This window comes from Pseudomonas mendocina, from assembly GCF_003008615.1.
Classification (GTDB): domain Bacteria; phylum Pseudomonadota; class Gammaproteobacteria; order Pseudomonadales; family Pseudomonadaceae; genus Aquipseudomonas; species Aquipseudomonas mendocina_C.
The window spans coordinates 2,065,206-2,089,097 of record NZ_CP027657.1; the positions used below are offsets into that span (position 1 = coordinate 2,065,206).

Below are 23,892 nucleotides of genomic sequence, written 5' to 3' on the forward strand. Positions count from 1 at the left end.
AAGCATCTTGGATGAGCGGAAGAAGACGAAACGGCAGGCAGCCCCTCGCATTCGATACATTTGTCATCAGCGCGTTGACATGTGCATCCAATCGGTCGGATCGACTCGTCCCTCACTGACGAATGGCTGCTATGCACCACGAGAACGCACAGAGCGCTTTTTTAAGGCGCAAAAATCCCGCCAATTGGCAAAATGACCATCTGTATCAACATGTTACAAACGAGCGCCACCACGGCGGTGCTTGACCCGGGTCATCAGCGCCTTGCAATCGACCGTGAGGATTTCCGGATGATTGAAAATGTGCTGGCGGACGAAGGCGTCGAAGGTCTCGTAACTGTCGGTGAGCGTGTGGATATGCAGGCTCTTCAGGTCGCTCATGATGTACAGGCTGACCACCTCCACAGTGGCCGAAAGGCGCTCGGCGACGGACTCGATGGCATGCGGCGCAACGGTGAGATCGACGAAGGTGGAGATGCCCTTGCCGAGCTTCTCCGGATTCACCACGGCGGTGAATTTCTCAATGACGCCGGTATCGACCAACGCCTGCACACGCGTGCGCGCATGTGCTCGGGAGATGTTGAGTTGTCGGGCGATATCGGCAAAGGAAGTACGCGAATCCTTGATCAGGATATTCAGCAAAGCGTTGTCGAGCTTGTTCATGAGCGTGGGCTTGAAGGCGAGGGAGCATTGGCGGATGCGCGATGCATGCCAACCTCCCTCTCTCGACAGCGACGGATAGCCTTTTACAGCAGCTTGCGGTACTGCACGAAACCCGAACGCTCGCCGATGCGCTCGTACAGCAGCATGGCCTGGCTGTTGCTCTCGTGGGTCAACCAGTGCACGCGCGAGCAGCCGGCTGCGCGCGCCTGCTCGTAAGCGAACTGCAGCAGTTGCCGCCCCACGCCGCCACTGCGCTGGCCCTTGGCAACGAACAGATCCTGCAGGTAGCAGTAGTCGCCGGTCGTCCAGGTCGAACGATGGATGACCCAGTGCACCAGGCCGACGGCTTCGCCGTCACGCCAGGCCAGCGCTGCGCCCATCGGTTCGCTCGGATCGAGGAAGCGCTGCCAGGTGACAGCGCTGGTTTCGGCAGGAATTTCGGTCATGTAGAAGCGCTGGTAGCCCTGCCACAAGGGCAGCCAGGCTTCATGATCAGCGGCTTCTACGGGGCGGATTTCGAGGGTCATCGATCCTTCCTCTGGGGCAGATGAGTCAGTCGCTCATCTCACCACAGAGATCGCGCGCCAACCAGTGCTCGACTTCGGCAGGCGTCAGACCGGCGCCAAGCAGGGCGAACAGCTTGCCCAGCGCCGCCTCGCGGGTCATGCCGCCGCAGGACACCAGCCCCACCTCGGCCAGGCGACTCCCGGCCGCATAGACGCCGAACTCGACATGCCCCTGCGGGCACTGGCTGATCGCTGCCAGCACCACGCCCCGCACATGCGCCTCATGCAGCAGCGCCATCAACTCGCTGTCGCCGGCAGGACCGGTACCGCTGCCGTAGCACTCCAGCAGCACGCCTTTGACACCGCTGTCGAGCAAGGCACGCAGATGGCTCGCCTGCAATGCAGGGTGCAATGGCATGACCGCCAGGTTCACCGGCTGGCGTACCTGGCGATAGTCGATGCGCGCATTGAGCGCGACATGCTCGGCCTGGCGCTGCCGCGGCAGCACCTGAAAGGCGTCGAAGGCATCGCTGCGCAACTTGGAACAACGCGCGCCATGCAGGAGCTGGCCATTGAAGTATAGATGCACGCCCACCGCGACACCGCGGTGCAGCGCACGCAAGGCACCGAACAGGTTGGGCCAGGCATCGCCACCTGGCACGCCTGCCGGCTGCATGGAGCCCGTGAGCACTACCGGGACATTCAGGCCGAGCAACAGAAAGCTCAGCGCCGCCGCGCTGTAGGCCAGCGTATCGGTGCCGTGCAGCACCAGCACGGCATCGTGCCCGTCACGTTCCACGGCCTGCACGATGACATCGCGCAGGGCCAGCCAGTGGCCGGGGTTCATGTTGGCGCTGTCGATCAGCGGCAACAGTTCGCGAAACTGCCAGGCCGGCAGCGCCGGATCGTTCTCGATGGCCTGCTGTTCGCGCATGCGGGCTTCGAATCCGGAAGCCGGGGCCAGGCCGGACTCGCTCATCTGCATGCCGATGGTGCCGCCGGTGTAGAGCACCAGCAGTTTTTCAGGGGTAGCCATGAGCTCTCCTCAGGAAATTCAGGCAAGAAAAAGGGGGCCGAGGCCCCCTGTTCCTAGCGGGTCGAAATCAGCGCTGATAAACGCGCTCGCCCATTTCAGCCGGGCTCTCGGTGGTGACGCTCACGGCCGAACTTTTCCAGGCCTTGGGGTCGAGATCCAAGTCGGCGTACTGCTTGGGATCAAGTACCGGAGACTTTATACCAGCCTTGATCTGGCTGTCGTAATCACGCATCAGGCGCAGGCCGACCTTGAACAGCAGGGTCACGGCAACCAAGTTACACATTGCCAACAGTCCCATGGTCACGTCAGCGAAGGCGAAAACGGTACCCAGATCCTGTACCGATCCCCAGAGCACCAGGCAAACCACTAACACGCGGTAAACCATGACGGGTGCACGCTTCTCGGTGAAGAAGCCCAGTGCGTTCTCGCCCAGATAGTAGTTGTAAATCAGGGTGGTGAAGACGAACAGTAGCAGGGCGATGCTCACGAACACGCGGCCCCATTCACCCACAACGGCAGCCAGAGCAGTCTGCGTCAGAACCACACCGGCCATTTCGCTACCCGGCTGGTAGACACCGGACAGCAGGATGATCAGGGCGGTGCTGGTGCATACCAGCAGGGTGTCGATAAAGACGCTCAGCGACTGCACGATGCCCTGCGCGGCCGGGTGTTTTACCTCGGCGACAGCTGCCACGTTCGGCGCGCTGCCCAGGCCAGCTTCGTTGGAGAACAGACCGCGCTTTACGCCCATCAGGATGGCTGCACCGATACCTCCGGCAAAGGCCGGTTCCAGGCCGAAGGCGCTCTTGAAGATGAGAGTGAACACGGCAGGTACTTCGGACAGGTTCATGCCTATCACCACCAGCGCCATGCCGATGTAGGAGAACGCCATCACTGGAACCAGCACATCCGCCATGCTGGCGATGCGCTTGATGCCACCGAAGATGATCAGCCCCATGACTACGGTCAGCGCCAGGCCGCTGGCCAGGGTCGGCAGGCCGAAGGTGTCATGCAGCGAGCTAGCTACGGTGAAGGACTGCACAGCGTTGAAGCCGAAACCGAAGGTCACCAGCAGCAGGATCGAGACTACGATGCCCAGCCAACGCTGGCCGAGGCCGTGTTGGATGTAGAACGCCGGGCCACCGCGGTAGCTACCGTCGCTCTCGCGACGCTTGTACAGCTGTGCCAGGGAGCATTCGAAATAGCTGGTAGCCATGCCTACCAAGGCCACAACCCACATCCAGAAGACCGCTCCGGGCCCACCCAGCATGATCGCGACGGACACCCCGGCGATGTTGCCGGCACCGACACGGCCGGCTACCGAGAGCATCAGTGCCTGAAACGAACTGAGCTGACCAGGCTGGCGCTGAAAAGCCTCGCGAAAGATATGGAACATGCTGCTGAAGTAGCGAAACTGGACAAACCGTGAGGCGATGGTGAAGTACAAGCCGAGGCCGATCAGCATCACGATCAGCAGCTTGCTCCAGATGAAATCATTGAGGAGGTCGAGCATGGGAGGCTATCTCTCTTGTTCTTGAAGTTAGGATGCGGCCCCGCCGGGCAGCTGGCGCATGGTTGGCGATGACACCTGCAGCGGACAATTTCGCGGATCGCGTCTAAGTGACGCGACCTGATGCTAGAATCGCGACACTCGCATCACCTTCGGAACGCCATATGTCGGATCATTTCGGCAGCAACCTGAAACTGCTGTGCAGCCACTACCGCTCCATTGCCGAGGTCTGCCGCAAGCTTTCGCTCAACCGCGCACAGTTCAATCGCTACCTCGCCGGACAGAGCCGACCCACCGCGCACAACCTCAAGCGCATCTGCGATTTTTTCGGCGTCGAGCCCTACGAGCTGGAAATGCCGGGCGATCAATTCGCCCGCCTGATCGGAGCGCGCAGCTCCAGCAGTCCGGTGCAGAGCGGTAACGACCCCCTGCTGGATCTGTTCGAACCGCTGCGCCAGCAGGCCAGCCCGATGGGCCGCTATTGTGGCTACTACTTCGAGTACGCCAACTGCATGTCGGTACCGGGGCATATCCTGCTGTCGCTGGTGCATCTGCGCGAGGAGCGCGGCAACTACCTGTTCGAGCGCCAGGAACGCCAGGAGCGACAAGAGCGCACACGTGGCGGAAGCGAGGACTGGGTGCGTTGTCGCTACCTGGGCGCGGCGTTCTTTCTGCAGGATCGGATGTTCCTGGTCGACTACGAGAGCCTCACCGGCAACGAGGTCAGCCAGACCATCCTGATCCCCAGCTTCAAGAGCCGTATCAACCGCCTCAATGGCATCAAGACCGGCGTTTCCAGCGGTGATCGGCGCACACCAGCCTGCACCCGTGTGGTCTGGCACTACCTCGGCGATGAGATCAACCGGGTCAACGCCTACCGCCAGTTGATGCTCTACGCCCCGGACGATCCGCGCATCGACGACGACATCCGCGAGCGCCTCGCCGGCGCCAAGCTGCGTGAAGGTCTGTTCGAGATGGAATGACTCCGCAGAACGGAAATACGGCTGCAAAAACCGTATTCATCAGGGAAATACCCGCCTCACAAACCAGGGCATGGGTATTCCCTGTTAATTCCGCGTAAATAAGGATGTTTGTTGTCGTCCAGCAACCTGCCTGGACACAATCGCGCGCTTCGAAGTCGTCGCTCAGTCTGACTGCCGACGATGACGATCCAGCCGCCCAACCGACCTGGCCATGGCGACTGCTGCAGTAACCCGTTCCGGCATCAGCACCCTGCTGCCAGACTCGCACTCGGCCGTTATCCCCGGCTGGGCGCCAGAACAACACCGTGACCATCAGCGTGCTGGTCTACGCCTTCACCACCATCCTCGGCTGGTGCTATTACGGCGAGCGCTGCATGGTGCGCCTGCGCGGGCGCCCAGCGGTGTGGTGTGGATCTTCTCCGACATCGCCCACGGCCTGATGGCGCTGCCCAACCTGATCGGCCTGCTGTTGCTGTCCGGCATCGTGGTCAAGGAAACCCGCGACTGATACAGCTCGCGCAGCGTCAGAAACCCCGCAACGGCCCAGCCGGTGCGGGGTTTTTCATGCCTGGCGGAAGGCCTCCAGACGCTGCTTCTGCCGACCGGCCTCGTCGAAGTTGTCAGCGCCCAGCCAAGCCTCGAAGGCTTCCCGGCGCGTCGGCCATTCCCCATCGATGATCGAGAACCAGGCGGTGTCGCGGTTCCTGCCCTTGCGCACCATATGCTGGCGGAACAGCCCTTCGTGGCTGAAGCCGAAACGCTCGGCGGCGCGCATGGAACGGGCATTGGCGGCGTCGCATTTCTACTCCAGGCGGCGATAGCCCAGCTCGTCGAAGGCATGCCGCGCCAGCAGGTAGACCGCCTCCGTGGCGCCCGGCGTGCGCTGCATCGGCGCGCCGAAGGCAACGTGGCCGATCTCGATGCTGCCGTCCTGCGCCGTGATGCGCAGGTAGCTGAACAGCCCCAGGGCGCGGCCGCTGGCCAGATCGATCACCGCGTAGAACAGCGGATCGCGGCTGTCGGCGTTGCCGCCAAGCCAGGCATCGAAGGCCGCACGCTCGGTGAACGGGCCGTAGGGCAGGTAGTCCCACAGCGCCGGATCAGGGCCCTGCAAGGCTGCCCACAGGTCATCGCCGTGGCGCGCCACATCAAGCGCCTCCAGCCGCACGAAGCGCCCGGTCAGTGGACGTTGATCGGGCACGGGGCAGGGCTGCCAGTGGGTGAGATCAACGCTCATCAGAAAAGCTTCCTGTACTGGATGAAACCGGAGCGGTCAGCAATGCGGTCGTACAACTGGCGCCCGGTGTAGTTGGTCTCCTGGGTCAGCCAGTGCACGCGGCTGGCACCAGCGGCGCGCGCCGTGGCGTAGACATGCTCGATCAGCGCGCGACCGATGCCGGCACCCCGCGTGTTCTCGGCAACGTAGAGATCCTGCAGGTAGCAGTAGTCGCCGGTCGTCCAGCAACTGCGGTGGTAGATGAAGTGCACCAGGCCGACCGCCACGCCGTCCTGCCAGGCCAGCGCGGCATGCATCGGTTCGGCCGGATCGAGGAAGCGCTGCCAGGTGACGGCGCTGGTCTCGGCCGGAATCTCGGCCTGATAGAAGCGCTGATAGCCCTGCCACAGCGGCAGCCAGGCGGCGTGGTCGGCAGCGGTGAGCGGACGGATTTCGAGCATGGGGGATTCCTTTCAGCAGTCAGTCGTTGAGATTCATGCACGCCGCCAGTTCGCGGTCACGCGGGTTGGCGGAAGCGGCCAGGCCGGCGCGCACGCCGTGCTGATCCGCACTGGAACGGTTCTGGCCAAGCTTCCACTTGCCCTCGATACGGCGGATCGGCAGGGCGAAACCGACGATGGCGCGCAGCATCGCGTCGATGTATTCGCCGGGCGCATCGCTGACCGACCAGGGCCTGGCCTGGGAACGCTCATGCTGATCGCTCAGGCGGCTGACCAGTTGCAGCAGGCGCTCGGGCTCGTCGAACACCTCGGCCTGGCCCCAGGCGTGCACAGCGATGTAGTTCCAGGTCGGCACCACCTTGCCGTGCTCGGCCTTGGCCGGGTACCAGCCGGGGTGTATGTAAGCATCGGGGCCGCTGAACACCACCAGCGCCTCGACGCCTTCGGCCAGGTCACGCCAATGCCCGTTGGCGCGAGCGAAGTGTCCGTAGAGCGTGCCGAACTCACCTTCGTCAGCTTCCAGCAACAGCGGCAGGTGACTGGCTTGCAGACCCTGGCTGCCGGCCGTGCTGAGCAGTGCCAGGCCGCTGCCACGAATCTGCTGGTGAAGGGTTGGCAGGTCATCCTGACGAAAGGCGGCGGGGCAGTACATGGAGGCGACTCCTGATTCGATGGCCCCATGCTAGGCAGGATATTGGTTCGCTGTAAGATCCATTTACCAGCAGTTTCATGGAGCCAATCGGAGGCCACCATGTCCACCCCACCACCCTTGCCGGTCGATCTGTCCGGGATTCGCCTGGAACCTTCCGGCGGGCTGGCACGCCAGCTCTATCAGGCGTTGCGCGAACGCATCCTCGACGGCCGCCTGGCAGGCAATACGCGGCTGCCGGCCAGCCGCGACCTGGCGGCGCTGCTCGGCGTCTCGCGCAATACGGTGACGCGCGCCTTCGACCAGTTGTATGCCGAGGGCTACATCGAGGGGCGGGTGGGCGACGGCACCTATGTGGCCGACCTGGCGCTGGCCCGGCCGCAGACGGCGCCTGTGTCGACGACTGCGGTACAGGGCGTGGCGCAGCAACGCCTGCGCCAGCACCACCTGCCAGCGCCGGTCACTGGCGCACCGCGCGCCTTTCGCATCGGCGTGCCGGCGTTCGACCTGTTTCCCTTCGAGACCTGGGCACGCTTGCAGGCACGCTTCTGGCGCCGGCCATCACCCGCTCGCCTGGGCTACGGCGACCCGGCCGGCGAGCGCGTGCTGCGCGAACTGATCGCCGCCTACCTGCGCAGCAGCCGCGGCCTGAGCTGCGACCCGCAGCAGATCGTCATCACCTGCGGCGCACAACAGGCCATCAGCCTCTGTGCCCAGTTGCTGGTGCAACCCGGCGACCGCGTGGCGGTGGAGAACCCCGGCTATCGCGCCGCCGCCCACGCCTTCGCCCTTGCAGGCGCAAGCCTGTGCGGCGTGCCGGTCGATGGCGACGGCATGGATACGACCCGCCTGGCGAGCCTCGAGGATTGCCGACTGGTCTACGTGACCCCGTCGCACCAGTACCCGACCGGCGTGACCCTGTCACTGGCACGGCGCCTGGAGTTGCTGGAATGGGCCGAGCGCCAGGGCGGCTGGATCGTCGAGGACGACTACGATGGCGAATACCGCTACAGCGGCACGCCGCTGGCGCCGCTGGCCGCACTGGATCGCCAGCAGCGGGTGATCTACGTCGGCACCTTCGGCAAGCTGGCCTTCCCGGCCCTGCGCCTGGGCTATCTGGTGCTGCCAGCGGCCTTGGCCGAACCCTTCGCCCAGCGCCGCGCCGTGGATATGCGTCACTCGGAGGTCGGCACCCAGGCGGTAATGGCCGAATTCATCGCCGCCGGGCATTTCCAGCGCCACGTGCGGCGCATGCGCCAGGCGGCACGACAACGCCGCGACACCCTGCTGCGTGAATGGCCGCAAGCGATTGCCGGCTGTGCGCCGCTGCCGGCGGTCGAGGCCGGCCTGCACCTGTGCGTGCGGGTCGACAGCCTGGCGCGCGAACGCGAGCTGATCACGGCGGCGCGCGGCGCCGGAGTGGAAATGAATGGTCTGAGCGATTACTGGCTGGAGGACAGCGAGGAGTCACAGGATTCCCGCGCCGGGCTGGTGCTAGGGTTCGCCGCCGTACCCGAGGCGCAGATCGTCGAGGCGGTACGAACGCTACGCCGGGCATGGAGGCTGTAAGAGCCTGTTCAAAGTCTCGCGAGCTAGAGCCAGGCAAGGCGAAATCGAGCGAAGAACGCTCGGAGTCGCGTTCGACTTTACGAGCTGTAAATGAGCATTCTGACCGGGCTGGCGTTCCAGCTTGATTTCAACGCTGCATGGCCGACGCGCAGCAGACTTTGAACACGCTCTAAGGCAGGCCAGCCGGCGTTGCGCGTGGCGCACCCTACGCTAGCCATCCTTGAATGGCAGGCAAAAAAAGGGATGGCCGAGGCCATCCCTGAGGGTTGAGGCTGGTGAAGGCCTCCTATGAAAGGGTTTTCAGCTGCGCGGACGGGCTTGAGCCTGGCTCGCACCGCTGTAGAAACCGCCCAGACCCGGCCAGAAGCGACGCGGCGGGTGCAGGGTACGGAACAGGAACCTGACGCTGGGAGCTGTGGACGGTTGCATGGTCGTTCTCCTTACTGCTGCAGGGGTACGAGGCGCGGCGCAATCATGTTCTCGGGGCGCAGGATGTCGGCCAGAGTGGCGTCGTCCAGCAGCTTCTCCTCACGCACCAGCTCCAGTACACCGCGGCCGCTTTCCAGCGCGGTCTTGGCGATGCGCGTGGCGTTTTCGTAGCCGATGTAGGGGTTCAGTGCGGTGATCAGGCCAATGGAGTTTTCCATCAGCTCGCGGCAGCGCGCTTCGTTGGCGGTGATGCCGTCGATGCACAGCTCGCGGAGCATGTCCATGGCGCGGGTCAGCAGGCGAATCGAGTCGAAGATCTTGTAAGCGATCAGCGGCTCCATCACGTTCAACTGCAGCTGGCCACCTTCAGCGGCGAGGGTCAGTGCCAGGTCGTTGCCGATCACTTCGAAGGCGACCATGTTTACTGCCTCCGGAATCACCGGGTTGACCTTGCCCGGCATGATCGAGCTGCCCGGCTGACGCGGTGGCAGGTTGATCTCGTTGATGCCGGTACGCGGGCCGCTGGACAGCAGGCGCAGGTCGTTACAGATCTTCGACAGCTTCACCGCGGTGCGCTTGAGCATGCCGGAGAACAGCACGAATGCGCCCATGTCACTGGTGGCCTCGATCAGGTCGGCCGCCGGCTTGACCGGATGACCGCTGATCACGCCCAGACGCTTGACCGCCAGGGCCTGGTATTTCGGGTCGGCGTTGATGCCGGTGCCGATGGCGGTGCCGCCCAGGTTCACTTCGGTGAGCAGCGCCGGGGCGAGCATCTTCAGGTGCTGCAGGTCTTCGCCAAGAGTGGTGGCGAAGGCGTGGAATTCCTGGCCGAGGGTCATCGGCACGGCGTCCTGCAACTGGGTACGGCCCATCTTCAGCACATGGCCGAACTCCAGCCCCTTGGCAGCCAGCGACTGGATCAGCTTGTCCAGGGCATTGAGCAGGCTGTCATGGCCCAACAGCAGACCGAGGCGGATGGCGGTCGGGTAGGCGTCGTTGGTCGACTGCGCCATGTTCACGTCGTTGTTCGGGTGCAGGTACTGGTACTCGCCCTTCTCATGGCCCATGGCTTCCAGGGCGATGTTGGCGATGACCTCGTTGGCGTTCATGTTGGTCGAGGTGCCGGCGCCGCCCTGGATCATGTCGACCACGAACTGGTCGTGGAACTCGCCCTGAATGATGCGCGCACAGGCGGTGCTGATCGCCGTGTGCTTGGCCGCGCTGAGGTGACCCAGCTCGCGGTTGGCGTCGGCCGAGGCTTGCTTGACCATCGCCAGGCCGACCACCAGTTTCGGGTAGTGCGACAGCGGTACACCAGACAGGCGGAAGTTCTGCACGGCACGCAGGGTCTGGATGCCGTAATAGGCATCGGCAGGGACTTCTAGGGTGCCAAGCAGGTCTTTTTCGACGCGGGATGATGCAGCAGCGGACATGATGGAGATGACTCTCGGGAAGAACGGCGAGTGCCGCGATGCCTATAGATTAAGGGCTTCAGCGCAGCGCTGGCCAATGCTGTTGTTTGCTGACCTATGCACAATCGGCATAATGCAGGTGTGACTACAGTCGCGCACCAAACGTGTGCACGGCACCGACACAAGCGGAGGATGGCCCGTGAATCTGGAAACCAAATGGCTGGAAGACTTCGTCACCCTGGCCGCCACCCGCAGCTTCTCCCAGGCGGCACAGAAGCGCTTCGTCACACAGCCCGCGTTCAGCCGACGCATCCGCAGCCTCGAGGCGGCGCTGGGGCTGACCCTGGTCAATCGCGCACGCACACCGGTGGAGCTGACCGAATCCGGCCAGCTGTTCCTGCTCACCGCGCGCAGCATGGTCGAGCAACTGGGCGAGGTGGTGCGTCACCTGCATCACCTCGAAGGCCAACAGGGCGAGGCGCTGCAGATCGCCGCCGCCCACTCGCTGGTGTTCGGCTTCTTTCCCGAATGGATCGCCCGCCTGCGCCGCGATGGCTTGCCGCTGACCACCCGCCTGGTGGCGACCAACGTCGGCGAAGCGGTGCACTCGCTGCGCGAAGGCACTTGCGACCTGATACTCGCCTACCACGACCAGGACGCCGCCGTGCAGCTGGCACCGGACATGTTCCCGTCGCTGCACCTGGGCTACAGCGAGATGCTGCCGGTCTGCGCCGTGGACGAAAACGGCGCGCCGCTGTTCGACCTGGACTCCGGGCAGAGCGTGCCGCTGCTGGCGTACAGCGCCGGCACCTTTCTCGGCCGTTCGGTGAACCTGTTGCTGCGCCAGCGCGCCCTGCGCTCGACCACCGTGCACGAAACCGCCATGGCCGACAGCCTCAAAGCCATGGCCCTGCAAGGCCTGGGCGTGGCCTGGGTACCGCGCCTGTCGATGAGCCCCGAGCTGGCCCGTGGCGAGCTGGTGATATGCGGCAAGGAACACTGGCATATCCCGCTGGAGATTCGCCTGTACCGCTGGGGCATGTCGCGCAAGGCGGCCGTGCGCCTGCTGTGGCGCAAGCTGGAGACGGGCGAGGTGGGTGGCTGAGTAACGCACCCTACGGGTAAGGCATTCGCGGCTGAAGCCGCTCCTACGGGGTATGTGATTCTCTGTAGGAGCGGCTTCAGCCGCGAAATTCTAAGGTCGAGTCAAATCGCTGAGCCTTACTTGCCCGACTTGATCGACGTCCACGCCCGCGTACGCACACGTTCGATCTTCTGCGGCAGCGGCTGCACCACGTACAACGATTTCTGCAGCTCCGGCGTCGGCGTCAGGTCGTGGTCGTCGGCGATGTCCTTACCCACCAGTTGCATGCCCGGCACGTTGGGGTTGGGGTAGCCGAGGAAGTCGCTGATCGGCGCGATCACCTTGGGTTCGAGCAGGTGGTTGATGAAGGCATGCGCTTCGTCAGAGTTCTGCGCGCTCTTCGGAATGGCCCAGGTATCGAACCAGATCGGCGCGCCTTCCTTGGGCAGGCGCCAGTTGATCTTCACGCCGTTGCCAGCTTCCTTAGCGCGGTTGGCGAACTGGTAGAAGCTGCCGGAGTAGCCGATGGCCACGCAGATGTCGCCGTTGGCGATATCGGTCATGTACTTGGCGGAGTGGAAGTAGGCCACGTACGGGCGCACCTTGAGCAGCAGTTCGGTGACCTTGTCATAGTCGGCCGGGTTGGTGCTGTTGGGGTCGAGGCCCAGGTAGTGCAGGGCGATGGGAATGATCTCGCTGGGCGAGTCGAGCATGGCCACGCCACAGGATTTCAGCTTCTCCATGTACTCGGGCTTGAACACCAGATCCCAGCTGTTTACCGGCGCGTCGTCACCGAGCGCGGCCTTGACCTTGTCCGGGTTGTAGCCGATCAGCACGGTGCCGTACATGTAGGGCACGCCGTACTGGTTGCCCGGATCGTTCTTCTCCAGCAGGCCGAGCAGCACTGGGTCGAGGTTCTTCCAGTTGGGCAGCTTTGACTTGTCCAGCGGGGCGAACACGCCGGCCTTGATCTGGGTTTCGAGGAACTGGTTGGACGGAATCACCAGGTCATAGCCAGAGTTGCCGGTGAGCAGCTTGGCTTCCAGCGCCTCATTGGTCTCGAAGGTGTCCCAGGTGATCTGGATGCCAGACTCCTTCTGGAAGTCCTTGGGCACGGACGGCAGAATGTAGTCCGCCCAGTTGTACACGCGCAGCTCCTTGGCCTGTACCGCGCCGCTGAGCAGGGTGGCGCCGCACAGGGCGGCGCCGAGCATCTGTTTGATGGCTTTCATCGTTCTAGCACCCCTGAAATATTGCTCTTGTTTGGCAGATTTCTGATTGCTGAAGAGGCGCCTCTCAGGCGCCCTCGAACCCTTCCAGTACGTTGACCGCGTTGACGCCGATGGCCTCCACCGCGTAGCCGCCTTCCATGATGAACAGCGTCGGCAGGCCCAGCGCGGCGATACGCCGGCCCATGGCCAGGTAGTCCGGGCTGTCGAGCTTGAACTGCGAGATCGGGTCTTCCATGTAGGTGTCCACGCCCAGCGACACCACCACAACCTCGGCGCCGTATTCGGCGATGCGCTGGCAGGCCTGCTCCAGCGCCGCGCTCCAGGTTTCCCAGGAGCTGCCCATGGGCAACGGGTAATTGAAGTTGTAGCCCTCGCCGGCGCCCTCGCCCAGTTCGTCGGCATAACCGAGGAAGAACGGGAACTCCTCGGCCGGGTCGCCGTGGATCGAGGCGAACAGCACGTCGCTGCGCTGGTAGAAGATGTCCTGGGTGCCGTTGCCGTGGTGGTAGTCGACATCGAGGATGGCGACTTTCTTGCGGCCCTGATCGAGGAAGGCCTGGGCGGCGATGGCGGCATTGTTCAGGTAGCAGTAGCCACCCATCACATCGCCAGCGGCGTGGTGGCCTGGCGGACGGCACAGGGCGAAGGCGCTGTGGGCGCCGTTGGCGATCTCCTGCTGGGCGCTGAGCGCCACCTGTGCGGCGCTGTAGGCGGCCTGCCAGGTGCCGGCGGTAATCGGCGCACCGCCGTCGAAACTGTAGTAGCCGAGCTGGCCGTGCAGGTCATTGGGGATCATCCTGCGCAAGGTGCGCGCCGGCCAGGTGAACGGCAGCAGGTCGCCCTTGCCGCCCTGTTCCTGCCAACGCGCCCAGGCGCCCTGGAAGAACTCCAGGTAGGCCTTGCTGTGGATGCGTTCGATGGGAGCCAGGCCGAAATCCCTGGGTGCACGTACTTCGCCAAGCTGGCGATTGTTCACACGGGCGAGGATATGGTCGGCGCGCTGCGGCTTCTCGAAGCAGGGCATCAGTTGCCCGTCGATCAGCTCGCATTTGCCGTGGTGCAGGTGGTGGTCGTCGCTGTAGTAGGTGAGCATGCAAAGCGCTCCAGGCTCGTTGTTGTGCCTGCATTGTTCGCCTGCTCGGCCAGCGTCGAGAACGCTGGCAACGGCCAAAAGGGGATCGAAATGGCCAAATTGCGCTGCCACCCGGATGCTCACGGGCAAGATGTAACGGGGTGTGAGCCTTAAGTTTTCGTTAAGCCAGTGCGCCGAAGGTGGCGGCTCCGAATCCCATCAGGAGCCTCACCATGCGTCGTCTACTGCTCGTTTCCGCCCTGCTCGCCTGCGCCGCGCCGGCCTTCGCCAAGACCGAGTGCACCACGGCCGACCGCTCCACCTGGCAAGACCCCGACCAGTTCCAGGCCAAGCTGGTAGCCGATGGCTACAAGATCAACAAGTTCAAGGTCACCGAAGGTAACTGCTACGAGATCTACGGCTTCGACAAGGAAGGCCGCAAGGTCGAGATCTATCACGACCCGGTCAGCGGCAAGGCCGTGAAGACCGAGATCGACGACTGAGCGCAGCCCGGCGCCGGCCCTGACCGCCGGCGCCCCGTGACGAGAGCCCCGCCATGTCCCTTTTAGCCCGCACCGCCTTGGGCGGCCTGCTGCTGCTCGGAGCCACGCCGCTGCTGGCCGACACCGATTGTGCCCGCCCCGATCGCAGCGCCTGGATGCCCGAGTCGCAGTTTCGCGAGCGGATGAAGCGCCAGGGCGTGCAGATCACCAAGTTCCGCATCACCCCTGGCAACTGCTACGAGATCTACGGCTTCGATGACGCAGGACGCAAGCTGGAGATCTATTACGACCCGGTCGATGCCCGTCCGGTAGAAGAAGTCGCCAGCTCGCACCTGGCCCATCCCAGCCATCCCTGAACCCGCGACCATGACCTCGACCCTCAAGACCTGCGCCCTGCTGCTGGGCGCGGCCACGGTGTTCGCCTGCGCCTGGCTCGGCGCTGCGCCCCATGCGCTGGCCCCCTTCGCCAACCAGCCAGCGCCACCGGCAGCCAACACGGCACCGGCCCTGGCCGCACACTTCGCCTCCTCCGACCTGGAGGATTTCGTCCACTCCGCCTCGATCACCGGCCTGCCCGGCGGCGACCTGATGGCCGCCTGGTTCGCCGGCACGCGCGAAGGCGCCGCCGATGTGCAGATCCGCGCCGCGCGCTTCGATGCCGCCAGCGGCCAGTGGAGCGCCGAGCGCGTGCTGGCCAGTCGCGAGTCGACCCAGCGCGCCGTCGGCAAGCACATTCGCAAGCTGGGCAACCCGGTGATCAGCCTGGCGCCGGACAACCGCCTGTGGCTGTTCTACGTCTCGGTGTCGCTGGGCGGCTGGGCTGGTAGCGCGGTCAACGCCATGGTCTCCGACGACCTCGGTGAAACCTGGTCGGCGCCACGCCAGCTCGTCACCAGCCCCTTTCTCAACATCAGCACCCTGGTGCGCGCCGCGCCGGTGTTCCATGCCGACGGCAGCATCGGCCTGCCGGTGTACCACGAGTTTCTCGGCAAGTTTCCCGAGTACCTGCACCTGAGCGCGAATGGCGAAGTGCTGGGCAAGTACCGCATCGGCAAGGGCCGCTATTCCTTGCAACCGACCGTGGTGGCGCTGGACGAGCGCCGCGCCGTGGCCCTGCTACGTTATGCCGGCGAAGCGCATCACCGTGTGCTGGCCAGCTACAGCGAGGACGCCGGGCGCAGCTGGAGCCGGCCAGAACCGGTGGAGCCGAGCAACCCCAACTCGTCCCTGGCGGCGGTCGGCCGCCCCGACGGCAGCCTGCTGGTGGCAATGAATGACCTGGAGGACGGTCGTTTTCGCCTGACCCTCTATGCCACCGATGCCAACCTGGGCAACTGGCGCACCCTGGGCGAGCTGGATGAAACGCCCAACCCCTGGGGCGAGCCGATTCCGCGCGATGAATTCCCCGCCGTGGTCAGCGAGAAATACCGCGCCAGCGGCGGCAAGCCCGAGCAGCAGGCGCGCTTTCTCGAACAGGTAACGGCGCGCATGTGCAGCGCCGAAGGCTGCACCTTCGACTACGAGTACCCCTACTTCACCCGCGACCGCGAGGGTAACTACCACCTCGTCTATTCGTGGAACGACATGTTCATCAAGCACCTGGCCTTCAACGAGGCCTGGCTGTCGGAGCGCCGCCCGCATGACTGACTTCTGGCTGCCGCACCTGGCCTTCGCCCTGCTGGTTTTCCTGATCCTCACACGACTGACGCGCAATACGACACAACGCGGCATCCTGCTGGCGAGCTGCCTGCTGCTTAGCCTGGTGCCGGTGCAGGGCATCAGCCTGGCGCTGCACCTGCGCACCTATATCGGCGACCTGTCCGTGGCCAGCCTGGTGCTGCTCGGATGGGCGACGCTGAGCCGCTTCGGCGTTCCACTTGCCGGTGCCCGTGATCGCCTGGCCAGCCTGGCGCTGTTCGCCGGCCTGGCCGTGTTGCTCTACCCGGCGGCGCTGGGCCTGAGTTATGCCGACCCCTACCAGCTCGGCTTCGAACCCCGGCCCATGCTCCTAGTGCTGGGCCTGCTATGCGCGGTGCTGATCGTCCAGCGCAGCTGGCTCGGCGCCCTCGCGCTGGTGCTGGCGACCCTGGCTTTCGCCCTGCGCCTGGGCGCCTCGGAAAACTACTGGGACTACCTGATCGATCCCTATCTGGCCCTCTATAGCCTCGGTGCGCTGCTTCTGGCAGGCGGACGCTGGCTGCTGATTCGAACAAGGAACCTCGCATGAGCTGGCTGAAATCCCGCCGCCTGCACTACCTGGCAGGCCTGACGGCGCTGCTGTTCGTGCTCTTCGCCGCCTTGCGCGGGCTTTTTCTGCTGGGTTTTTCCGCCGTCGACAGCATCGGTGACCCGGACGTGCTGCCCACCCTCGGCATCGGCCTGCGCTTCGACCTGCGCCTGGCCCTGCTGCTGATGTTGCCGGTGGGCATCCTGCTGGCACTGCCCAAGCTGCGCCTGGCGCGCTTTCGCGCCGTGCGCTGGCTGCTGCGCGGCTACCTGCTGCTGGCCGTAGCAACGCTGGGCCTGCTGTACATAGTCGACTTCGGTCACTACGCCTACCTGGGCGTGCGCCTCAACGCCACGGTGCTGCGCTTTGCCGGCGATGCGCAGATCTCTGCCGGCATGCTCTGGCAGACCTACCCGGTGCTGTGGATAACCATCGCCTGGCTAGTGGGCGTGGCCCTATGGGCATGGGCGCTGCTGCGCCTGGAGCGCGCCACTCTGGATCGCCCCGCCAGCGGCAGTGTCGGCGTGCTGCCGGCCCTTGGCGGCGCGGCGCTGGTGAGCGTGCTGGTGTTCTTCGGCCTGCTCGGCCGCGCCAGCGCGCTGAACCTGGAGAACCCGGTGCCGCTGCGCTGGAGCGATGCCTTCTACAGCGGCAATAGCCAGATCGGCGCGCTCGGCCTCAACCCGGCGCTATTTCTCTTCGACACCCTCAAGCTCGAACCTGCCGCCTTCGACGAGGCAGCCACGCGCGAGCACTACGAGGTGGTGGCCGATTACCTGGGCGTCAGCGAGCGTGATGCGCAGGGGTTGAACTTCTTCCGTCACCAGCCGCTGCAGGCGCATCGCATCCAGGCCGAGCGCCAGCCCAACGTGGTCTTCGTCATGCTCGAATCCCTCGGTACCAGTGCGGTGGGTGCCTACGGCAACCCGCTGAACCCGACGCCGAACCTGGATCGTCTGGCCCAGCAAAGCTGGTTCTTCCGCCACTTCTACGTACCGGTGACCGGCACCGCCAAGACGGTGTGGGCGAGCATCACCGGCATCCCCGACGTGTCGCGCCAGGAGACGGCGACGCGCAACCCGCTGATCGCCCGTCAGCGCACGCTGATCAATGCGCTCGACGGCTATGAGAAGTTCTACATGATCGGCGGCAACGCCGGCTGGGCCAATATCAATGCGCTGATCCGCCAGAGCATCGACGGCGTGCAGCTCTACGAGGAACGCCACTGGCAGTCGCCACAGGTGGACGTGTGGGGCATTTCCGACCTGGATTTCTTCAAGGAAAGCACGCGCATCCTCGGTGCCCTGCCCAAGGACAAACCGTTCTTCGCCTACCTGCAGACCTCCGGCAACCACCGCCCCTTCACCATCCCCAAGGACAACGATGGCTTCGAGCCGCTCGACCTGCCGCTGGAACAGGTGCAGCAGGCCGGCTCGCGCAGCATCGAGCAGTACAACGCCGTGCGCCTGCTGGACTTCAACATCGGTCGCCTGATGGAACTGGCCAAGGAGCAGGGCTTCTACGACGACACCATTTTCGTCTTCTTCGGCGACCACAACACCCGCATCAGCCAGATCCCGCACATGGCGCCGGCCTTCGAGCAACTGGGGCTGGAGAGCAACAACGTGCCGCTGCTGATTCACGCGCCGAAATGGCTGGCGCCGCGCGAGTTCGACGCGGCCGTGGGCCTGGCCGACCTGCTGCCGACGGTGGCCGGGCTGGTCGGCGTGCCCTTCGATAACAGCGGCCTCGGTCGCGACCTGCAATTGCCTGCCCCGGAAGGCGAGCGCGTGGTGCCGCTGGTGCTGCAGGAAGGCACCTTCCCGGTGATCGGCGCGGTGACCCGAGATTTCCTCGTGCAAATGCAGCACGACGGCAGCTCGCCGACCCTGCACGACCTGCGCTCGCTGACGCCGCGCGACAATGTGGCCGAGCAGCACCCGCAAGAGTTCCAGCGCCTGCTGGCGCTGAGCCGTGGCTTGCATGAAGCCGCGCGCTTGCAGATGTACCGCAACGTGCAAGCAGAGAAATGAGTTCCCCCTGTGGGAGGCGCTTTAGCGACGAGCCTTTATCGCGGCTGAGGCCGCTCCCACAGTGATCGCCCGTAGCCCGCATGCATCCGAGCGACGCGCTGCAGATGTACCGCAACGTACAAGCGAAGAAATGAGCCCGACCTGTAGGAGCCGCTTCAGCGGCGAGCTTTTATCGCGGCTGAAGCCGCTCCTACGGGGGTGTGAGTTGCCGCTCTTGTAGGAGCGGCTGGGCGGCATTCCGCTTCAGCCGCGAATGCCATCGCTCGTCTCAGGCGCGAAAGCGACTCGGCGGCACGCCGCTCCAGCGCTGGAAGGCATGGCGGAAGCTGGCGGTCTCGCTGAAGCCGAGCACCTCGGCGATGCGGTACACCGGCCATTGCTCGTCGCTGAGCAGCGTCTTGGCGCGCTCGAAGCGCAACTCGTCGAGCAGGCCCTGATAGCTGGTGCCTAGCTCCTGCAGATGGCGGCGCAGGGTACGCGGCGAGCAATGCATCTGCTGCGCCAGGTTCTCCAGCCCCGGCGGCTCGGCCAACTGTGCGGCGAGCAACTGGCGCACCCGTTCCAGCCAGGCCTGGCGGCTGCTGAACTCAGCGTTCAGGCGCCGGCAGCGCTCCACCATGTCACTGTGGGTGACGCTGTCGGCCAGCGGCAAGCGGCGCTCCAGCAACGCGGCGGGAAAGGCGAAGGCATTGCGCTGCGCCTCGAAGCGCAACGGGCAGGGAAAACTCTTTGCATAGCGCTTCATATAGCGCGGCTGGGCATAGGTGAACTCGGCCCCCTCCAGCGGCATCGGCTGGCGCAGCAGTTCATCACCGATCAGCTTCAGCGAAGCCAGGCACATCTCCACGTTGAACACTTCCAGCGCCTCGGCATCGCGATAGCCGCTGGCGCAGATCCAGGCCAGCTCGCCTTCCACCTGCATATCGAGACGGAAATAGGTGCCGAGCAACGCCGGGTACTGCAACAGCAGGCGCCAGGCGTCACCAAAGGTGGCAGCCGAGAGTGCGGCGTAACCCAACAGCCCATAGGAGGAAACATGCAGGCTGCGTCCCAACTCCAGCCCCATGTCGGCACGCAGGGCCAGGGCATTGGCACAGACTTGCAGCTCCTGCACCCGGGTGATGCGCGCGTCGGCATTGTCCAGATCAGCCGCACCAATACCGCTCCCGGCCAGCAATTGCGGGCGCAGCTCGGGCTGGTCAGCGAAGCGTTGCAGGATCAGGGAAACCACGTGCAGAGTGGTCAGCGAGGCGTGCAGCATGATGCGTTCCGTGTGCGCAGATAGGCAAAGGAACGCAAGAAACATGCCGCGAGTGGCGGGCCGAGGCCCGCCACCGAGGGTCAGCGATTGCGCAGAATGGCGTTGATGAAGTCGCCCTGGTTGGCTTCATCCGGATGGGTGGTGAACAGCAACTGGCCGTCTTTCTCGTTCAGTTTCAGGCCATCGCCGAAGCGGCAGTCGACACCCTTGAGGGTCTTGGCTTCGGCCTTGTAACGATCATCCTTGCCGCACAGGTAGGCCATCTGGTTGACCACCTCGCCGCAGTAGCTCGGCACGCTGAGACCGATCAACTGTTCGTCGCTGATGGCGCTCCAGTCCACCTTGGTCGTCAGCGGGGCGCCACACGCCTTGCTGGCTTCGCCGTCCATCTCCTGCAGGCGAGCGCTGTAGTCCGCCACGCGTTGCTTGCGATCGAAGGCGGCGAGACGTGCTTGCAGGCCGTCTTTCTCCTGCTTCTGATACACCGCCAGGAGGTCGCCGGGCTTGAGTGCTGCGGTCTTCTGCTCGTTGTAGCTGAGTTCGAAGCCCTGAGTATTCGGCAAATTCAGCTGGTAGCTCTCGCCGCTCCAGGCACGGCGCTTGTTCAGCAGATTGTAGTCGCGGCCATCGAGGCGGATGCCGTAGTCGCGCTGCTCGTTGCCCAGCTCGCGGACATCGGTGAGGAACACCACTTCGTCGAGCGGGTGATTGATGCCGCGCACCTGCACCAGCGCCTGCTTACCGTCGGCAGAAGGGGCCAACGCCAGGCTGACGCCCTGACCGGCATCGAAGACCTGCGGATGCTTGGCCAGATCCAGCGCAGCGGCTTGAAGGGAGAGCAGGGAGAGGGCAACGAGCGAAACGTACTGTTTCATGACGACACGTCCTTGTATGGATGAAGGGCGCACAGTATAGCCAGCTGTCTGGCATCGATCTGTGCGCCCGTCCGCGTCCGTTCTGTAGGAAAGTTGCCCGTCCGTGGCCGTGCCCGAATCAGAACTGCAGTACGACGCGTCCCTCGATCTGCCCACCGCGCATCTGGTCGAAGATGCCATTGATGTTGTCGAGCTTGTCGCTGTGCACCGTGGCCTTGACCAAGCCCTCGCCGGCGAAGTCCAGCGCCTCCTGCAGATCGGCGCGGGTACCGACGATGGAACCGGTGATCGTGATGGCCTTGAGCACCACGTCGAAGATCGGCGTGGGGAAATCGCCCGGCGGCAACCCGACCAGCGCCACCGTGCCATGCCGGCGCGCCATGCCGATGGCCTGACCGAAGGCGGCGTTGGACACGGCAGTAACCAGTACGCCGTGAGCACCGCCGATATCGCGTTGCACCACCTCAGCCGGGTTCTCCTTGCGGGCGTTGATGGTCAGGCTTGCGCCGAGCTTGCGCGCCAGCTCCAGCTTGGCGTCGTCGACATCCACCGCGATCACGTGCAGGCCCATGGCACGGGCGTATTGCACGGCCACGTGACCGAGGCCACCGATGCCGGAGATCGCCACCCACTGGCCAGGGCGTGCCTTGGTTTCCTTGAGGCCCTTGTACACCGTCACGCCGGCGCAAAGGATCGGTGCGATCTCGAGGAAGTCGACATTTTTCGGCAGGATGCCGACATAGTTCGGGTCAGCCAGCACGTATTCGGCGTAGCCGCCATTGATCGAATAACCGGTGTTCTGCTGGCTTTCGCAGAGGGTTTCCCAGCCGGTCAGGCAGTGTTCGCAGCAGCCGCAGGCGGTGTACAGCCAGGGCACGCCGACGCGGTCGCCTTCCTTGACCCGGGTGACGCCGCTGCCGACCGCCGCCACGTAACCCACGCCTTCGTGGCCCGGAATGAACGGCAGGCTCGGTTTCACCGGCCAGTCGCCCTCGGCGGCGTGCAAGTCGGTGTGGCAGACGCCCGAGGCTTCGATTTTCACCAGGATCTGCCCGGGGCCAGGTAGCGGGGTTCTCACCTCCTCGATACGCAGGGGTTCGCCAAAGGCGTGGACAACTGCGGCTTTCATGGTCTGGTTCATGCGCTGTTCCTCTTCCATGCGAGTGTTTGACCAGTGTGCGCGCGTAGCCCACACCGGCATTGCTCCAGAGCAAGGTTTAGGCGGTTTTACCCGGCTGCCACACCTTGTATGACAAACGGTCGTCGCCACTGCCCGCCAGCAGTGGCTTTGCGTTATACTCCGCGGCCTTCGGCCGGCAGCACCCGGCCAACGAATCATGACAAGCCACGCTGGCCCGCCCGCGTGGCTTGTTGGTTTTTGACGCGCCGCGAGGCGCCCGAGAGAAGAGGCACGACGATGAGCGCACTGGTTGGCGTGATCATGGGCTCCAAGTCCGATTGGTCCACCCTTAGCCACACCGCCGAGATGCTGGACAAGCTGGGCATCCCCCACGAGGTCAAGGTGGTTTCTGCCCACCGCACCCCGGACCTGCTGTTCCAGTACGCCGAAGAGGCAGAAGCACGCGGCATTCAGGTGATCATCGCTGGTGCCGGCGGCGCCGCCCACCTGCCGGGCATGTGCGCCGCCAAGACCCACCTGCCGGTGCTCGGCGTACCGGTGCAGTCGTCCATGCTCTCGGGCGTCGACTCGCTGCTGTCGATCGTGCAGATGCCGGCCGGTATCCCGGTCGCCACCCTGGCCATCGGCAAGGCCGGCGCAGTCAACGCCGCCCTGCTGGCCGCCAGCATCCTCGGTCACCAGCACCCGCAATTCCACGCGGCGCTGAAACAGTTCCGCCAGGAACAGACCGATACCGTGCTGAGCAACCCGGATCCGCGCGAGGCCTGAAGCCTATTCCATCAGGGGCTGCGACACGGCGCACTTGAACGCTGTGCGCTGCTCGGAATGCTCATTTACCGGCGTAAACTCCGCTTCCTGCGCTGCGGGCAACGTTCAACTGCTTGGTCTCGCCACCTGCTGAAAAGGGGCTTTGTTATGAAAATCGGTGTAATCGGTGGCGGCCAGCTGGGCCGCATGATGGCGCTGGCGGGCACCCCGCTGGGCATGAACTTCGCTTTCCTCGATCCGGCGCCAGATGCCTGCGCCCAGGCCCTCGGCGAGCACATCCGCGCCGACTACGGCGATCAGGATCACCTGCGCCAGCTGGCCGACGAAGTCGACCTGGTGACCTTCGAGTTCGAGAGCGTGCCGGCGGAAACCGTGGCCTTCCTCTCGCAGTTCGTGCCGGTCTACCCGAGCGCGGAAGCACTGCGTATCGCCCGTGACCGCTGGTTCGAGAAATCCATGTTCCGCGAGCTGGGTATTCCTACTCCCGAGTTCGCCGACATCCAGTCGCAGGCAGACCTGGACGCCGCGGTGGCCAGCATCGGCCTGCCGGCGGTGATGAAGACCCGTACCCTGGGCTATGACGGCAAGGGCCAGAAGGTGCTGCGCAAGCCGGAAGACGTCACCGGCGCCTTCGCCGAGCTGGGCAGCGTGCCGTGCATCCTCGAAGGCTTCGTGCCCTTCACCGGCGAGGTGTCGCTGATCGCCGTGCGTGCACGCGATGGCGAAACCCGCTTCTATCCGCTGGTGCACAACACCCATGACAGCGGCATCCTCGCCCTGTCCATCGCCAGCACTGAGCACCCACTGCAAGCGCTGGCCGAAGACTACGTCGGCCGCGTGCTGGACAAGCTCGATTACGTCGGCGTGCTGGCCTTCGAGTTCTTCGAAGTCGATGGCGGCCTCAAGGCCAACGAGATCGCCCCACGTGTGCACAACTCCGGGCACTGGACCATCGAAGGCGCCGAGTGCAGCCAGTTCGAGAACCACCTGCGCGCCGTTGCCGGCCTGCCGCTGGGCTCCACCGCCAAGCTGGGCGAAAGCGCCATGCTCAACTTCATCGGTGAAGTACCGCCGGTGGCTGCGGTGATCAGCATCGCCGATTGCCATCTGCACCACTACGGCAAGGCCTTCAAGGCCGGGCGCAAGGTGGGTCACGCCACCGTACGCAGTGCCGACCGGGCTGGCCTCGACACAGCCATCGCAGCAGTCCAGGCGCTGATCGCCAAGGGCTGATACAGCGATTTGCAGCTAAGCTCTTGGAC

24 protein-coding genes and 1 pseudogene are annotated in these 23,892 nt (G+C 64.6%); 11 read left to right on the plus strand and 14 right to left on the minus strand.

The window, feature by feature from the left end; all coding sequences use genetic code 11:
- Positions 1 to 213: 213 nt before the first annotated feature.
- The 4 genes from C7A17_RS09580 to C7A17_RS09595 form a co-directional block, all read right to left on the minus strand.
- A complete protein-coding gene (locus tag C7A17_RS09580) occupies positions 214 to 660 on the minus strand; it encodes an Lrp/AsnC family transcriptional regulator (RefSeq protein ID WP_106737821.1) in 447 nt (148 codons plus the stop codon).
- Positions 661 to 743: 83 nt separating this feature from the next.
- Positions 744 to 1,187 (minus strand): GNAT family N-acetyltransferase, encoded by a 444-nt coding sequence (locus C7A17_RS09585; protein ID WP_106737822.1) that lies wholly within the window; start codon positions 1,185 to 1,187, stop codon positions 744 to 746.
- Positions 1,188 to 1,212: 25 nt separating this feature from the next.
- Entirely contained in the window at positions 1,213 to 2,202 is a 990-nt protein-coding gene (locus C7A17_RS09590; RefSeq protein WP_106737823.1) for an asparaginase, read from the minus strand.
- A 67-nt stretch (positions 2,203 to 2,269) separates the two neighbouring features.
- Complete coding sequence (locus C7A17_RS09595; protein WP_106737824.1) at positions 2,270 to 3,715, minus strand: alanine/glycine:cation symporter family protein; 1,446 nt, start codon at positions 3,713 to 3,715, stop codon at positions 2,270 to 2,272.
- Positions 3,716 to 3,876: 161 nt separating this feature from the next.
- Here C7A17_RS09595 and C7A17_RS09600 point away from each other — a divergent pair, with 161 nt between their 5' ends.
- Both C7A17_RS09600 and C7A17_RS27385 read left to right on the plus strand, forming a co-directional pair.
- Positions 3,877 to 4,695 carry a helix-turn-helix domain-containing protein gene (locus tag C7A17_RS09600; protein WP_106737825.1) on the plus strand — a complete coding sequence of 273 codons (819 nt, stop codon included), beginning with the start codon at positions 3,877 to 3,879 and terminating at the stop codon, positions 4,693 to 4,695.
- A gap of 211 nt (positions 4,696 to 4,906) precedes the next feature.
- Positions 4,907 to 5,203 (plus strand): alanine:cation symporter family protein, encoded by a 297-nt coding sequence (locus tag C7A17_RS27385; RefSeq protein ID WP_463604510.1) that lies wholly within the window; start codon positions 4,907 to 4,909, stop codon positions 5,201 to 5,203.
- A gap of 54 nt (positions 5,204 to 5,257) precedes the next feature.
- On the opposite strand, the pseudogene C7A17_RS09610 reads toward C7A17_RS27385, so the two are convergent.
- The 3 genes and pseudogenes from C7A17_RS09610 to C7A17_RS09620 form a co-directional block, all read right to left on the minus strand.
- Positions 5,258 to 5,932 (minus strand): annotated as a pseudogene (locus C7A17_RS09610) (GNAT family N-acetyltransferase).
- Positions 5,932 to 6,372 carry a GNAT family N-acetyltransferase gene (locus C7A17_RS09615; protein WP_106737826.1) on the minus strand — a complete coding sequence of 147 codons (441 nt, stop codon included), beginning with the start codon at positions 6,370 to 6,372 and terminating at the stop codon, positions 5,932 to 5,934. Before C7A17_RS09615 ends, C7A17_RS09610 begins: the two are co-directional and overlap by 1 nt.
- Before the next feature lie 19 nt (positions 6,373 to 6,391).
- Positions 6,392 to 7,024, minus strand: a complete 633-nt coding sequence (locus C7A17_RS09620; RefSeq protein ID WP_106737827.1) for an FMN-binding negative transcriptional regulator — start codon at positions 7,022 to 7,024, stop codon at positions 6,392 to 6,394.
- A 99-nt stretch (positions 7,025 to 7,123) separates the two neighbouring features.
- On the opposite strand from C7A17_RS09620, the gene pdxR reads away from it, so the two are divergent.
- On the plus strand, positions 7,124 to 8,590 hold the full coding sequence (pdxR, locus tag C7A17_RS09625; RefSeq protein ID WP_106737828.1) for a MocR-like pyridoxine biosynthesis transcription factor PdxR: 1,467 nt from the start codon (positions 7,124 to 7,126) through the stop codon (positions 8,588 to 8,590).
- Between the two features lie 300 nt (positions 8,591 to 8,890).
- Here the strand turns inward: pdxR and C7A17_RS27195 are convergent, their stop codons facing one another.
- Together C7A17_RS27195 and C7A17_RS09630 are read right to left on the minus strand one after the other, a co-directional pair.
- Positions 8,891 to 9,019 carry a hypothetical protein gene (locus C7A17_RS27195; RefSeq protein WP_267895736.1) on the minus strand — a complete coding sequence of 43 codons (129 nt, stop codon included), beginning with the start codon at positions 9,017 to 9,019 and terminating at the stop codon, positions 8,891 to 8,893.
- 11 nt (positions 9,020 to 9,030) lie between these two features.
- Positions 9,031 to 10,455 (minus strand): aspartate ammonia-lyase, encoded by a 1,425-nt coding sequence (locus C7A17_RS09630; protein WP_106737829.1) that lies wholly within the window; start codon positions 10,453 to 10,455, stop codon positions 9,031 to 9,033.
- 178 nt (positions 10,456 to 10,633) lie between these two features.
- Here C7A17_RS09630 and C7A17_RS09635 point away from each other — a divergent pair, with 178 nt between their 5' ends.
- Complete coding sequence (locus tag C7A17_RS09635) at positions 10,634 to 11,539, plus strand: LysR substrate-binding domain-containing protein (protein WP_106737830.1); 906 nt, start codon at positions 10,634 to 10,636, stop codon at positions 11,537 to 11,539.
- Between the two features lie 116 nt (positions 11,540 to 11,655).
- Here the strand turns inward: C7A17_RS09635 and C7A17_RS09640 are convergent, their stop codons facing one another.
- Both C7A17_RS09640 and C7A17_RS09645 read right to left on the minus strand, forming a co-directional pair.
- Positions 11,656 to 12,750 carry a polyamine ABC transporter substrate-binding protein gene (locus C7A17_RS09640; RefSeq protein ID WP_106737831.1) on the minus strand — a complete coding sequence of 365 codons (1,095 nt, stop codon included), beginning with the start codon at positions 12,748 to 12,750 and terminating at the stop codon, positions 11,656 to 11,658.
- Positions 12,751 to 12,814: 64 nt separating this feature from the next.
- A complete protein-coding gene (locus C7A17_RS09645) occupies positions 12,815 to 13,843 on the minus strand; it encodes a histone deacetylase family protein (RefSeq protein WP_106737832.1) in 1,029 nt (342 codons plus the stop codon).
- A 212-nt stretch (positions 13,844 to 14,055) separates the two neighbouring features.
- Here C7A17_RS09645 and C7A17_RS09650 point away from each other — a divergent pair, with 212 nt between their 5' ends.
- From C7A17_RS09650 to C7A17_RS09670, 5 genes are read left to right on the plus strand one after another with little or no spacing between them, the layout of a single operon-like run.
- Positions 14,056 to 14,325 (plus strand): PepSY domain-containing protein, encoded by a 270-nt coding sequence (locus tag C7A17_RS09650; protein WP_106737833.1) that lies wholly within the window; start codon positions 14,056 to 14,058, stop codon positions 14,323 to 14,325.
- Between the two features lie 53 nt (positions 14,326 to 14,378).
- Entirely contained in the window at positions 14,379 to 14,681 is a 303-nt protein-coding gene (locus C7A17_RS09655; protein WP_106737834.1) for a PepSY domain-containing protein, read from the plus strand.
- A 10-nt stretch (positions 14,682 to 14,691) separates the two neighbouring features.
- The gene (locus C7A17_RS09660) at positions 14,692 to 15,972 is read left to right on the plus strand and encodes a sialidase family protein (RefSeq protein ID WP_106737835.1); all 1,281 of its coding nucleotides are present in this window, start codon (positions 14,692 to 14,694) and stop codon (positions 15,970 to 15,972) included.
- Positions 15,965 to 16,552 (plus strand): hypothetical protein, encoded by a 588-nt coding sequence (locus C7A17_RS09665; RefSeq protein ID WP_106737836.1) that lies wholly within the window; start codon positions 15,965 to 15,967, stop codon positions 16,550 to 16,552. Before C7A17_RS09660 ends, C7A17_RS09665 begins: the two co-directional genes overlap by 8 nt.
- Positions 16,549 to 18,585, plus strand: a complete 2,037-nt coding sequence (locus C7A17_RS09670; protein ID WP_106737837.1) for an LTA synthase family protein — start codon at positions 16,549 to 16,551, stop codon at positions 18,583 to 18,585. Before C7A17_RS09665 ends, C7A17_RS09670 begins: the two co-directional genes overlap by 4 nt.
- Before the next feature lie 268 nt (positions 18,586 to 18,853).
- Here the strand turns inward: C7A17_RS09670 and C7A17_RS09675 are convergent, their stop codons facing one another.
- The 3 genes from C7A17_RS09675 to adhP form a co-directional block, all read right to left on the minus strand.
- Entirely contained in the window at positions 18,854 to 19,846 is a 993-nt protein-coding gene (locus C7A17_RS09675; protein ID WP_106737838.1) for an AraC family transcriptional regulator, read from the minus strand.
- Between the two features lie 80 nt (positions 19,847 to 19,926).
- Positions 19,927 to 20,721: a hypothetical protein gene (locus C7A17_RS09680; protein WP_106737839.1), complete on the minus strand. Its 795-nt coding sequence runs from the start codon at positions 20,719 to 20,721 to the stop codon at positions 19,927 to 19,929.
- 118 nt (positions 20,722 to 20,839) lie between these two features.
- Positions 20,840 to 21,862 carry an alcohol dehydrogenase AdhP gene (adhP, locus tag C7A17_RS09685; RefSeq protein WP_106737840.1) on the minus strand — a complete coding sequence of 341 codons (1,023 nt, stop codon included), beginning with the start codon at positions 21,860 to 21,862 and terminating at the stop codon, positions 20,840 to 20,842.
- Between the two features lie 276 nt (positions 21,863 to 22,138).
- Between adhP and purE the strand changes: the two genes are divergently transcribed.
- Both purE and C7A17_RS09695 read left to right on the plus strand, forming a co-directional pair.
- Positions 22,139 to 22,630, plus strand: a complete 492-nt coding sequence (purE, locus tag C7A17_RS09690; protein ID WP_003242109.1) for a 5-(carboxyamino)imidazole ribonucleotide mutase — start codon at positions 22,139 to 22,141, stop codon at positions 22,628 to 22,630.
- 147 nt (positions 22,631 to 22,777) lie between these two features.
- On the plus strand, positions 22,778 to 23,863 hold the full coding sequence (locus C7A17_RS09695; RefSeq protein WP_106737841.1) for a 5-(carboxyamino)imidazole ribonucleotide synthase: 1,086 nt from the start codon (positions 22,778 to 22,780) through the stop codon (positions 23,861 to 23,863).
- Positions 23,864 to 23,892: the final 29 nt, after the last annotated feature.